The organism is Stenotrophomonas sp. YJH_SMC_32, assembly GCF_059369975.1.
Window position 1 is genome coordinate 26,684 of sequence record NZ_JCAFTE010000009.1, and the last position, 12,144, is coordinate 38,827.

The window sequence follows — 12,144 nt, forward strand, 5'->3', positions numbered from 1 at the left end:
GAACGAGTGCTCACGATGCTGCAGTTCGATGACACTCCGGTGACACGCCAGGGGCCGGTACAATTGGGCCATGATCAACAATGATGTCCTGCGCAGCGTGCGCTACTCCCTGGACCTGGGTGACCAGCACGTGGTCGCCCTGTGCCAGATGGCCGACCCGGCCTTTGCCGTGGATACCGGGCAGGTGAAGGCCTGGCTGCGCCGCGAGGACGAAGCCGGTTTCGAGGCGATGAACGACAGCGCGCTGGCGCACTTTCTCGACGGCCTGATCGTGCACTTGCGTGGCCGCGACGAGAGCCAGCCGCAGCGCGCAGTGGAAACCCGCATCGACAACAACCTGGTGCTGAAGAAGCTGCGCGTGGCGTTCCAGCTGCGCGACGTGGACCTGATGGAGATCTTTGCCAGCGCAGGTTTCAATGTCTCCAAGTCGGAAGTGGGCGCGCTGTTCCGCCAACCCGGGCACGCCAACTACCGGCGTTGCCTGGACCAGATGCTGCGCAACTTCCTCAAGGGCCTGAGCCTGCGCCTGCGCGGCTGAGCACGGCGTCGACGAACGCCCGCGCCGCTGGTGTCGGCAGGCGCTGCCAGACCAGGTGCACGCGCCGGGTCGGGGTCGGCTGCAGCGGAATCTGCACCACGCCCTGGAACCCATCGGCGATCAATGCCGGCACGATGCCGACCGCCAACCCATGGCGGACGAAGCGCTCGACCAGTTCCATCAGGTTGACCTCGAAACGGACCGTGTGCGGCAGTCCGGCTGCGGCAAAAGCATCATCGGTCTGCCGGCGTGCGCCGGTGCCGCGCGGGAAGTCGACCAGTGCTTCATCCTGTAGTGCGGTCAATGGCAGCCGCTTGCGCCCGGCCAGCCGGTGCGATGGCGCCAGTACCGCTACCAGATCCTCCTCCTGCAGCACCTGGTGGCAGACACCGTCCAGCGCTGCCGAAGGCGCCAGGCCGACCAGTGCCACATCCAGCGCGCGCGACTGTACCTGCGCGATCAGGTCCTCGCTCTTGTCCACGCGCAACTGGAACTCCACCTGCGGGTGCACGCGCTGGAAGGCCGCCAGCATCGCCACAACGTCGATGTCGGTCAGCGAGGAAATCTGCCCGATGGCCAGCAACCCACGCACTTCGCCACTGACGGCGGCCACGTCGGCGCGCAGGTGGCGCAGGCTGGCCAGCACCTGGCGTGCGTGCACCAGCAACGCCTCGCCGGCGGCGGTGGCCCGCACCTGGCGCGGCAGGCGCTCGAACAGCGTGGCACCCAGTTCCTGTTCCAAGTGGGCGATCTGGTGGCTGAGCGCGGACTGCACCACGTGGCAGCGCTCGGCGGCACGGGTGAAATTGCCCTCTTCGGCCAGCGCCACGGCGAACTCGAGCTGCTTGAGGTTCATACAACTATCTTGTTTTCAGATGGCATGGATGATGATGATTCATTTCCATCATGCTCGCAGCAGGCGGACACTGTGCCCCCGCTTCCTGGAACATCGCGTGAGCCCGTCCCTTCCCCCTCTGCACCGTTGGCAGGTGCTGCTGATGTCGGTCGCCACCGGCGTGGCCGTGGCCAGCAACTACTACGCGCAACCGCTGCTGCACACCATCGCCGACGCCTTCGGCGTGCCGTTCGGCCAGGTCGGCATGGTGGTTACCGCCGCGCAGCTGAGCTATGCCGCCGGCTTGATCCTGCTGGTGCCGCTGGGTGACCTGTTCGAACGCCGCCGCCTGATCGTGGTGATGAGCCTGCTGTCGGCGGGCGGACTGGTGATCAGTGCCTGCGCACCGTCGCTGACCTGGTTGCTGGTGGGCACCGCGATCACCGGCCTGTTTTCGGTGGTGGCCCAGGTGCTGGTGCCGTTCGCCGCCACGCTGGCCGCGCCGGAACATCGTGGCCGCGTGGTCGGAACATTGATGAGTGGCCTGCTGCTGGGCATCCTGCTGGCGCGCACCGTGGCCGGCCTGCTTTCCAGCCTGGGCGACTGGCGCCTGGTGTACGCGATCGCCGCTGCCACCCTGGTGCTGACCGCACTGGCATTGCAGCGCGGCCTGCCGCGATTCCACCACAGCGCCGGCCTTGGCTATTTCGCATTGCTGCGCTCCATCGGCGAGCTGTTCGTGCGGGAACCGGTGCTGCGCCAGCGCACGCTGCTGGGGGCCTGCAGCTTCGCCATGTTCGCGATCTTCTGGACCCCGCTCGCATTCCTGCTGGCACAACCGCCGTACGCCTACAGCGACGCCACCATCGGCCTGTTCGGGCTGGTCGGTGCGGCCGGCACGCTGGCGGCGGGTCTGGCTGGTCGCATGTCCGACCGTGGCCAGACCGGACGTGCCACCGCCATTGCACTGGCGCTGTTACTGCTGTCGTGGCTGCCACTGGGGCTGTCGGCCCACTCGCTGCTGGCGCTGCTGGTCGGCGTGGTGGTGCTGGACCTGGCCGCGCAGCTGCTGCATGTCAGCAACCAGAACCTGATCTATGCGCTGCAGCCTGCGGCACGCAACCGCCTCAATGCCGGCTACATGACCGGCTATTTCATCGGCGGCTCGCTGGGCTCGTTGCTGTCTGCACAGGTCTACCAGCGCTTCGGCTGGACCGGTGTCTGCGTGGCCGGTGCCGCCGTAGCCGTGCTGGCCCTGCTGCTGTGGCTGCCCGGCGCGCTGCGTGCGCGCCAGGCGGCATCGTCGAATTAGAAACTGCCCTGCAGCGCCAGCTCCCAGCGTCCACCGGCGTTACCCGGGAACAGGCGCTTGGCCGCACTGTCGGTGTCGTGCACGGTGGCACGCAGCTCCCATGCCGGGGCCAGCGTGGCAATGGCACTGAGCTGGCCATGCAGGTAGTCCGGGCCCTGCGCGGTGGCCAGCCAGTACTGGCCCACCGCCGCTTCCAGGCGGACGCGTTCGTGCAGCGGCACACGCACACCCAGCTGGGCATAGGTGCCGCGATGGCCACCGGCCAGTGCATCGCTGGAATGGGCGACCTGCAGCCAGGCACGCTGCTTCCAGGTCAACGTGGTGTTGAGTTCGGTCCAGTCCAGCGTGCGGCCGCTGCCCGGGTACACGTAGCGGGTCAGGTTCGCATCCAGGTTCCAGGCCGGCGCCAGTGCGCCGGACCAGCCGGCCACCAGGTCGAACTCGCTGCGCGCGCCATTGTCCGGTTTGAACGAAACGTTCGAACCCCACACGCTGGCGTACCATCCCGACGGGATCGAGACCTTCGCGCCGGCCTGCACCGCCGGGTCGCCATCGCTCTGCGAGCTGCCACGCCACACGTAGTCGCTGGTCAATGCAGCACTGCCACTGGCCTGCACCTGTGCCTGCGCGCTGCCGATCCCGAGCAGCCCTGCCAGGGCGGCCACCAGCGCCGCCATCGTCTCCTTGCTGTTCACTGCACTGTGTTCCTCGTCGAAGGCGATCGCGCCGCCGGGACGGCAGTGTCGGGGGCGCCGCCGTAACGGATCGAGGGCGCTGCCCGGCCTGCAGCGCAAATTCGGCGTAAATCCCGTGGATGGAGGCTACGTGCCAGCCGCGCGGTATCATGGCGCCTTGTTTCCAGGAACCAACCACGTGGACGCCATCCTGACCCCGGTATCGATCGGCGAGCTGATCGACAAGATCACCATTCTCGAGATCAAGGCCGAGCGCATCGACGATGCTGCCAAGCTGGCCAACGTGCGCACCGAACTGGATGGCCTGTTGCCCTTGCTGCAGCAGCAGCTGCAGGCGCAGCCGGCATTGGACGCGCTGAAGCAGCAGCTGAAGGCGATCAACGAACGCATGTGGGACATCCAGGACCAGCTGCGCGACAAGGAAGCGGCCCAGGAGTTCGACGATGCGTTCATCCAGCTGGCACGCGGTGTCTATGGCACCAATGGCGAGCGCGTGCAGGTGAAGAACGAGATCAACCGCGTGGCCGGTTCGGCGCTGGTGGAAGAGAAGCAGTACCAGGGCGAGTAACGCCGCTCAGCCGCATTCGAGCAGGTGGCGGAAGCGGAACAGGTCACCATCCCCGCGGATGCCGAGCTTGCGGTAGGCCGACGTCTTCTGCGAGCTGATGGTGCTGGCCGAGCGCCCTGAGCGCAGGGCCATTTCACTGGTGCTGACGCCCTTCAGCACCAACCCGAGCACTTCACGCTCGCGCTGGCTCAGCGGCGTCAGCACCGGTGCAGATACCCGGCGTGTGCGTGGCAGCTTCAGCTCCTCGCGTAGTTCCGGTGGCACGAAGCGCCCTCCGCGAGCGACCACGTCAATGGCGCGCAGCAACGTCTCCGGTGGCATCGACTTGGACAGGAAGCCGCGCGCGCCGGCTCGCATCGCGGTGGTCACCGTACTGGCGTTGCAGTGCGCCGAGAGCACCAGCACCGGCAGCGCCGGCCAGCGCTGCGACAGCACGCGCAGCAGGGCCAATCCATCGCCCAGGTCGCCCATCGGCAGCGCATCGATCAGCAGCAGGTCGACACACCTCGGGCTGCGCTCCAGCAGCTGCAGCAGGTGCGCCTCGTTGGACAGGCTCACGCGCACCTGCACACCACTGTGTTGGCGGAGCAGAACTTCCACGCCCAACCGAAGTACCGGGTGCGGATCCAGCAGCGCCAGGCGTCGTGGCCGATCAGGCCGCAGGGGCGGGAGTGTCGGTGGCATCGCGGCCTGTCCAGGCAACATGGAACATCCACCGTAGGCCGGTGCCCGCAGCGGCGGAATCCAATTCCTTGCAATGCTCGGCCCGCGTGCGCCACCAGTCAGACGGCATTTTGTTTCGCGCCGCCACAAACGCAACAGGCCCGGCAAGAGCCGGGCCTGTCGAGACGCCTCCAGCGCGCAGGCGCGCCGGAACAGCAGTTACCAGCTGAAGCGCGGGCCGACGGTGTATTCCTTGTCGCCGTCGCGGTTCATCTTCAGTTCGCCGTTCAGGCCCCAGTTCTGGTTCAGCTTGACCTGGCCACCCAGGCGGCCGTACCACTGGCCTTCCGGATTCACGCCGTGCTTCTTGGCGTAGTCTTCGTAGCCAACCATGCCGTAGACCTCGGCGTGGGCGCCGAAGGCAGTGCGGATACCGGCTTCAGCGCTGTAGCCGTTGAAGTCCAGGCCATGCTTCTGGTCGAGCTTCTGATAGGCAACGCGGGCAACGAAGTCGGTGCTCGGAGCGATTTCAACGTTGTAGCCGGCACCGATCTTCCACTGGTCCAGCTTGACGTTGGTGTGGTCGAATTCCTGACGGCTGTACTCACCGAAAGCGTGGAAGTTCGGCAGGAAGCCGTACGAACCCTTCACACCCCAACCGTCGGACTTGAACGCGTCGTTGTCGGTCTTGGCGTAGTCGGCTTCGGCGTAGTTGTAGGACAGGTTCTCAGCAGCCGAGGCGGTGAACGGCAGGGCGGCGGCCAGGGCCAGAGCAATCAGCGAATTCTTCATGGGGGTACACCTTTACTTTCTTATGGTGTGCAGCAGCGCCAGGGCGCCATCGCATCGGGAATGTAAATTCTCCGTTATTCGCCACAACGCTCCCTGAAAACAGCAGCCTTCGCATTGCTGAATTTTTTGGCTTGATTCAGGCTGTATCTGGCATACGCGCGCGGCGCGCGTGCATTCGAGTTCCGCTGACCCTTGCAACAGGAGGTTGCCTTGCACGTGCCTGCCCCGCTGCGGTTCCCGCTCTGCGCTGTCGTCCTCGCCTTCATCGACGGGTGTTCCACTGTATCGGCTCAGCCACTGCAGCCTTCTGATTACCAGCGCGCCGAGCGCGTGCACGACAGCCACCTGCGCGGTGCATTGCGCAATGCCTCGGTCGTGCCGAACTGGCTGGCCGATGGCCGCTTCTGGTATGAGCGCGAGGATGCACGCGGTCGACGCCAGGCGGTACTGGTCGACCCGCTACAGGCCACTGGCAAGGTCCTGTTCGAGCCCGCCGCACTGGACAGCGCGGTGGCGCACTTCGGTGCCAGCGGGCCACGCCTGCGACTGGCCAGCGTGCAGGCAACCGACGATGGCCTGCGCCTGCGATTCAGCGGCGAGGCGCCGATCGATTGCCGGTGGCCGCGCTGGCAATGCGCGCCGTCGCAGGATGCGATGCCGCCGGCAGATGCGTTGCTTTCGCCCGCTGGCGATGCCTGGCTGCAGGTGCGCGACCACAATCTGTGGCTGCAGTCGCCCGGAACGGCAGCACGGGCACTGACCACCGGCGGCGAACCCGGTCATGGTTATGGCGTACTGCCGGACTTCACCCTCCGCGGCATTCCGCGCCGCCAGGGCCGGATGCCGGTGCGGCCGTTTGCGGTCGGCTGGTCACCGGATGGCCGCTACGTGGCCGGCATCCGCTACGACGAGCGTGCGCTGCAGGACTACCCCTATCTGGAAAGCACGCCGGCCAACAGCGCGCGCCCACGCGTGCACACCGTGAAGCTGGGGGTACTGGGCGATGCACAGCAGGTGCGCGACAGCCTGTACATCGTCGATGTACGCAGCGGCCGGCAGCAGGACATCACCCTGCCCGAGGGCTGGAACATCCTGAGCGAGGCGGGCATCCTGGGCTGGGACGGTGGCCGGTTGTACGCCGCGATGGCGCACTTCGGCATGCCACGGCGCCTGCGCCTGGTAGAGATCGACGCCGGCAGCGGTGCGCTGCGCACCGTGCTGGAGGAGTCCAGTGATACCCGCCTGCAGCTCAACGTGTATTCCTACAACCGGCCAGCGGTGGCAATCCTGCCCGGCCGGGACACCGCCGTGTGGTTCTCGCAGCGCGATGGCTGGGGCCATCTGTACCGGGTGCGCCTGTCCGACGGCAAGGTGATGGGCCAGCTCACCGGCGGCCGGTGGGCGGTGCGGGACCTGCTCGGCGTGGACAGCGCAGGCGATTGGGCATACTTCAGTGCCGGCGGTGTCGAGGGCGGCGATCCCTACGTGCGTGGCCTGTACCGGGTACCGCTGCACGGCGGAGCGGTGCAGCGCCTGGCCGCCGATGGCGACGACCACCTGGCTGATGCGGGCACCGGCATGCTGTTCGGTGGACGTGCCCCGCAAGCGCTGTCGCCCGGCGGTGGCTACCTGGTGGATACGGTGTCCAGCCTCGCGCAGCCGCCACGCACGGTGCTGCGCGCCAGCGACGATGGCCGCGAAGTGATGGTGCTGGAGGCTGCGGATGCGCAGGCGGTCGTCACTGCTGGCTGGCGGCCGCCACGGCGCGAGCGGCTGCTGGCCGCCGACGGGCGCACGCCGATCTTCGCCACCATCTACCTGCCCCGCGACTATCGCGATGACGGCAGCTTCCCGGTGATCGACGCGATGTACGGCGGTGCTTTCATCAGCAATGCGCCGGTCACCTATGCCGAAGCGGTCTCGGCGCAGAACCCGGTATCCCGCGCCAGCCTCGCCGAGCTCGGCTTCGTGGTGGTCAGCATCGATGCCCGCGGAACCGGCGGCCGCGACAAGGCATTCCATGACAGCAGCTTCCTGCACGGCGCCGATGTACAGCTCGATGACCATGTGGCCGCACTGCGCCAGTTGGGCGAACGCTACCAGGGTATCGACCTGCAGCGGGTCGGCATCTATGGGCATTCGTTCGGCGGCTACAGCGCGGCGCGTGCCCTGCTGTGCTACCCCGCGTTCTACAGGGTGGCCGTGGCCTCGGCCGGCAGCCACAATTTCCAGGGCATGTACGGCGGCGCCCTGCACGGCATGGACCGGCTGTTCGGTGGCGTGGTGCCAGCTACAGCCATGGCCGATGGCGTGCCGACCCCCTTTGCCGGTCTCGACAATGCGGCGCTGGCCAGCAACCTGCGCGGGCATCTGCTGCTGGTCTATGGCGAACTGGACGAGAACGCGCCACCCGCGCTGACCCTGCAGCTGGCCGCGGCCCTGAACAAGGCCCAGCGTCGCTACGACCTGCTGTACCTGGCTCGACAGGACCACGAACTGTTCCGCAACGACGCCACCTATACGCACCGCATGTGGGACTACTTCGTGCGCCACCTCGCCGGCCAGCAGCCAGCGGATACGGCGCTGGCCCCGCTCCCGGGTGGCCCGGGCTGAACTGGCGTACGCGGGATGTCGATCCCCGCCGCGCTGGTTCGTCGTGTACTTGAAGGCCGTGCATGTGGCACGGTCCATCCGGAGGCTGGCAATGAGCTACATCGATGGTTTCGTCCTGGCGGTTCCCACCGCCAACAAGGAGAAGTTCCTCGCCCATGCACGCACAGGAGATCCGGTCTTCATCGAGTACGGCGCACTGCGCGTGGTGGAGTGCTGGGGCGATGACGTGCCGCACGGCAAGACCACCGATTTCTTCGGCGCGGTGAAAGCCACGCCGGACGAGACGGTGGTGTTTTCCTGGATCGAATGGCCCGACAAATCGACCCGCGACGCCGGTATGAAGAAGATGATGGAAGACCCGCGGTTTGATCCAACGAAGAATCCGATGCCGTTTGACGGTGCGCGGATGATCTACGGCGGCTTCGTGCCGATCTACGAGCTGACCCGCTGAACCCGGCGGACGTGCTCAGCGCGCGTCCGTTTCATCGCTGGCAGCGGCATGGCCGGCGCCCAGTGCGGCGCCGGCACCGAGGCCCATGCCGCCCATGCCAGCGCCCATTCCGCCGCCCCCACCTCCGCCACCACCCGCACGGCCGCCCTTGGCATCGCCATCGTTGCGCCCCTTGCCGCCACCACTGGCAGCGGGGCGGGTCGGCCCCTGCGGCGGAATCGGCAGGTCGGGAGGAATCGGCGCCAGGTCCAGCGCTTCGCGCACGAAGTCGCGCAGCGAGACCACCAGTTCGTGGGTATGCACCGGTCGCCCCTGTGCCAGTTCGTTGGCAGCGCGCGCGGCCAGCCGCACCTGTTCGTCGGTGCCCAGCAACAGGATGTCCGAGAGCGCGGCCTCGACCGCATCGCGGATGCGGCGCGTTCGATCTGAACGCGGTTCGGCGATGCCTTCGGCTGCTTCGCGCTGGCGCAGATCACGGCGATGGCTGGGATCCACGCCCAGTTCACCAGTGAATGAACCGCCCAGGGTCTTGTAGGCCGCCATCAGTGTGCGCAGCCGCTCGTTGATCTGCCGGTTCTCGCGCTCGCGACGCTGCTGCAGGGTCTGCATCACCAGCAGGCGGATGCCCACGCCCAGCAGGGTGATCAGGACCAGGCCGGCCAACGTGGACAGCACGCCCTGCCAGGAACTGAAATCGATACCTCGCATGCTGGGGCTCCGGCGGGAAGAATCTGCATCTTGCCCCAGACCGCGCCCCGAAAACGCGAAAGGCCCCACCACCCGGTGGGCGGCAGGGCCTTCGGTCACGGCGCGATTACTTGCGCTTGGCGACCTTGCGCACGGCCTTGACCGGGGCCTTCCTGGCAACAGCCTTCTTGGCCGGAGCCTTCTTGGCGGCGACCTTCTTCAGCGGTGCAGCCTTCTTGGCGACGACCTTCTTGGTCGAAGCGACCTTCTTGCCGACAGCCTTCTTGGCAGCAGTGGTCTTCCTGGCAACGGCCTTCTTGGCGACGGCAGCCTTCTTGCCGACAACCTTCTTGGCGGCGGCGGTCTTCTTGGTGGCGACCTTCCTGGTGGCAGCAACCTTCTTGCCGACAACCTTCTTCGCAGCCACTGCCTTCTTGCCGGCAACCTTCTTGGCGGCGACGGTCTTCTTGGCCACAGCCTTCTTGGCGGTGGCGACCTTCTTGCCAACCACCTTCTTGGCGGCCGTGGTCTTCTTGGCAACGGTCTTCTTCGCGACAGCAGCCTTCTTGGTGGCGGCCTTCTTCACGGTGGCGACCTTCTTGCCGGCAGCCTTGGTGGCGGCCTTGGTGGTCTTCTTGGCAGCGGCGGCCTTCTTGGTCACGGCCTTGCCCGCAGCCGCCTTCTTCTTCGCCACTTCCTTCTTCAGGGCAGCGGCTTCGGCCTTGGCGTTCTTCTTGGCCGCTTCCAGCTTCTTCCTGGCGTTGGCAACTGTCTTGCCAACCGACTTGGCAGCCTTCTCGGCCTTCTTGGCAACGGTCTTCTCGACCTTGGCCACGGCCTTCTTGGCCTTGGCAACGCGGGTACCGGCAGCCTTGCTGGCGCGCTTGACGGTCTTCTTGACCGACTTCACTGCGTCTTCGGCGGCGTGGGCGATGGTCTCGCCGACGTTGGTGGCGGTTTCTTTCACGTTCTCGACAGCGTCGGTCACGACCGACACACCATTACCGTTGCTCATGTTGCCCTCCTGCGGGCCTTAAGTATCAAAACGGGGCGATGCTATACCGACATTGACGATCGTGGAACGGGGCATGTGCCAGCAATCGCATCTGTTGCGACGCCGATGGTGTACGCAGCAGCCCCCGTTGCCACCTGCGGTTCGCAGCAAACCCCTTTTTTTCAGTACTGCGCCACGCGAACCCAGCATTGTCTGGCCGTCGTCGCGCGCACATGCACGGACGCAGCGTCCGGCATCCGTCGTGGCGCATTGCGGCACCCGCCTGCGCGGAACTGCGCAAGTATCCGCCTGTGCCAGTGCGGCGCGCGTTGGCCTTGAGTGGCGCACCCATCACCTGCCCGGGTGTCACCACAACCGCGCTTTTGGCCCCCGCGCTCCCACCTTCGAGGCCCCCGTTTTCATGGCGCATTTATCCAGATCGCGACACACTCATTCAGCTTGTTTTACCGTAGGCCCGAACAGCCCCCACCCACGCCAGCGAACCGACTCCCATGCGACCGCTTCCCACCCTGCTCACGCTCGCAATCGCCGCCGCCTTCGGTGGCTTCGTTGCCACCGGCATCAATGCCCACCTGGACAACCGTGCCGACGCCGCGCCGCTGCCGGCGGTCCTGCCGACCACCGCAGCGTTGCCGGCCTCGGTGGCCGGACAGGCGGTACCGTCACTGGCACCGATGCTGGAGAAGGCGATGCCGGCGGTGGTCAGCGTCAACACCAAGCAGGTGGTTCGCGTACGCAATCCCTTCTTCAACGACCCGTTCTTCCGCCGCCTGTTCCCGGACATCCCGCAGGAACGCATCAACGAATCGCTCGGCTCCGGCGTGATCATCGACGCCAAGGAAGGCCTGGTACTGACCAACCACCATGTCATCGAGAACGCCGATGACGTGCAGGTGACACTGGCCGACGGGCGCACGGTCAAGGCCCAGTTCCTGGGTTCGGACCGCGATACCGACATCGCCCTGATCCGCATTCCGGCGCAGAACCTCACCGACATCAAGCTGGGCAACAGCGACCAGCTGCGGGTCGGCGACTTCGTCGTGGCCATCGGCAACCCGTTCGGCTTCAGCCAGACGGTCACGTCCGGCATCGTCTCGGCGGTGGGCCGCAGCGGCATCCGCGGGCTGGGCTACCAGAACTTCATCCAGACCGATGCGTCGATCAATCCCGGCAATTCCGGTGGTGCACTGGTCGACCTGCAGGGGCAGCTGGTCGGCATCAATACCGCCAGCTTCAACCCGCAGGGCAGCATGGCCGGCAACATCGGCCTGGGCCTGGCGATTCCATCGAACCTGGCGCGCAGCGTGGTCGACCAGCTGGTCAAGCACGGCGTGGTGGTGCGCGGCACGCTGGGGGTGGAAAGCCAGAACCTGACCGCGCAGATTGCGCAGGGACTGGGCCTGGCCGAAACACGTGGTGCGCTGATCACCCGCGTGCTGGCCGGCTCGGCCGCTGCCGCAGCCGGGCTGAAGCCGGGCGACGTGGTGGTCTCGGCCAACGGCCAACGCGTGGACAGCGCCGAAGCCCTGCACAACGTGGAAGGCCTGGCCGCCGTCGGCAGCCCGATGACGCTGGACGTCCGCCGCGAAGGCAAGCCCGTGCAGATCAAGGCAACGCTGAAGGAACAGGCACGTGCGGTCACCGGCGAGAGCCTGGACCCGCGGCTGACCGGCGCCACCTTCGTCGACCTGCCCGAGTCGCTGCGGCAGTCGGGGGTCGGCGGCGTGCTGGTCAGCGAGGTCAAGCGCGGCAGCCGCGCGGCCAGCAACGGCCTGCAGCAGGGCGACATCATCACCGACGCCACCGTGGGTGAATTCGCCGACCTGGCCAGCTGGCGTGCCAATTTCCAGCAACGCCCGCCGACCCTGGTGGTGCGCGTGCTGCGCAACAATGGCCAGCAGCAGGGCCAGCTCGTGATGCGCTGATCGCCCTGCCGTAACACCCCCTATACCCCGGCAATGCTATTGCTGTCAGT

Annotated in this window: 12 protein-coding genes; 6 read left to right on the plus strand and 6 right to left on the minus strand. The window is 66.7% G+C overall.

Annotation, left to right across the window (positions count from 1 at the left end; genetic code table 11):
- Positions 1 to 70 precede the first annotated feature (70 nt).
- Positions 71 to 538 carry a YehS family protein gene (locus AC5P7S_RS12430; protein WP_005420526.1) on the plus strand — a complete coding sequence of 156 codons (468 nt, stop codon included), beginning with the start codon at positions 71 to 73 and terminating at the stop codon, positions 536 to 538.
- On the opposite strand, the gene AC5P7S_RS12435 is transcribed toward AC5P7S_RS12430, so the two are convergent.
- Positions 507 to 1,394: a LysR family transcriptional regulator gene (locus AC5P7S_RS12435; protein ID WP_095377909.1), complete on the minus strand. Its 888-nt coding sequence runs from the start codon at positions 1,392 to 1,394 to the stop codon at positions 507 to 509. The genes AC5P7S_RS12430 and AC5P7S_RS12435 overlap by 32 nt on opposite strands.
- 142 nt (positions 1,395 to 1,536) lie before the next feature.
- On the opposite strand from AC5P7S_RS12435, the gene AC5P7S_RS12440 reads away from it, so the two are divergent.
- Complete coding sequence (locus AC5P7S_RS12440; RefSeq protein ID WP_331250375.1) at positions 1,537 to 2,685, plus strand: MFS transporter; 1,149 nt, start codon at positions 1,537 to 1,539, stop codon at positions 2,683 to 2,685.
- Here AC5P7S_RS12440 and AC5P7S_RS12445 read toward each other — a convergent pair.
- Positions 2,682 to 3,380, minus strand: coding sequence for a TorF family putative porin (locus AC5P7S_RS12445; RefSeq protein ID WP_005420530.1), 699 nt, complete (start codon positions 3,378 to 3,380; stop codon positions 2,682 to 2,684). The two genes, AC5P7S_RS12440 and AC5P7S_RS12445, sit on opposite strands and share 4 nt — an antisense overlap.
- 178 nt (positions 3,381 to 3,558) lie before the next feature.
- On the opposite strand from AC5P7S_RS12445, the gene AC5P7S_RS12450 reads away from it, so the two are divergent.
- Positions 3,559 to 3,948 (plus strand): DUF6165 family protein, encoded by a 390-nt coding sequence (locus tag AC5P7S_RS12450; protein WP_005420531.1) that lies wholly within the window; start codon positions 3,559 to 3,561, stop codon positions 3,946 to 3,948.
- Between the two features lie 6 nt (positions 3,949 to 3,954).
- Here the strand turns inward: AC5P7S_RS12450 and AC5P7S_RS12455 are convergent, their stop codons facing one another.
- Together AC5P7S_RS12455 and AC5P7S_RS12460 are read right to left on the minus strand one after the other, a co-directional pair.
- On the minus strand, positions 3,955 to 4,632 hold the full coding sequence (locus AC5P7S_RS12455) for a response regulator transcription factor (protein ID WP_032954668.1): 678 nt from the start codon (positions 4,630 to 4,632) through the stop codon (positions 3,955 to 3,957).
- A gap of 198 nt (positions 4,633 to 4,830) precedes the next feature.
- Complete coding sequence (locus tag AC5P7S_RS12460) at positions 4,831 to 5,403, minus strand: OmpO family porin (RefSeq protein WP_005420534.1); 573 nt, start codon at positions 5,401 to 5,403, stop codon at positions 4,831 to 4,833.
- A gap of 210 nt (positions 5,404 to 5,613) precedes the next feature.
- On the opposite strand from AC5P7S_RS12460, the gene AC5P7S_RS12465 reads away from it, so the two are divergent.
- Both AC5P7S_RS12465 and AC5P7S_RS12470 read left to right on the plus strand, forming a co-directional pair.
- Positions 5,614 to 8,016, plus strand: coding sequence for a S9 family peptidase (locus AC5P7S_RS12465; RefSeq protein ID WP_095377908.1), 2,403 nt, complete (start codon positions 5,614 to 5,616; stop codon positions 8,014 to 8,016).
- A gap of 91 nt (positions 8,017 to 8,107) precedes the next feature.
- On the plus strand, positions 8,108 to 8,467 hold the full coding sequence (locus AC5P7S_RS12470) for a DUF1428 domain-containing protein (RefSeq protein WP_005420538.1): 360 nt from the start codon (positions 8,108 to 8,110) through the stop codon (positions 8,465 to 8,467).
- A gap of 15 nt (positions 8,468 to 8,482) precedes the next feature.
- Here AC5P7S_RS12470 and AC5P7S_RS12475 read toward each other — a convergent pair whose 3' ends face one another.
- Positions 8,483 to 9,175 (minus strand): hypothetical protein, encoded by a 693-nt coding sequence (locus AC5P7S_RS12475; RefSeq protein ID WP_095377907.1) that lies wholly within the window; start codon positions 9,173 to 9,175, stop codon positions 8,483 to 8,485.
- A gap of 106 nt (positions 9,176 to 9,281) precedes the next feature.
- The gene (locus AC5P7S_RS12480) at positions 9,282 to 10,169 is read right to left on the minus strand and encodes a histone (RefSeq protein WP_095377906.1); all 888 of its coding nucleotides are present in this window, start codon (positions 10,167 to 10,169) and stop codon (positions 9,282 to 9,284) included.
- A 491-nt stretch (positions 10,170 to 10,660) separates the two neighbouring features.
- Here AC5P7S_RS12480 and AC5P7S_RS12485 point away from each other — a divergent pair, with 491 nt between their 5' ends.
- Positions 10,661 to 12,094, plus strand: coding sequence for a Do family serine endopeptidase (locus AC5P7S_RS12485; protein ID WP_005420544.1), 1,434 nt, complete (start codon positions 10,661 to 10,663; stop codon positions 12,092 to 12,094).
- The last annotated feature ends 50 nt before the right edge of the window (positions 12,095 to 12,144 follow it).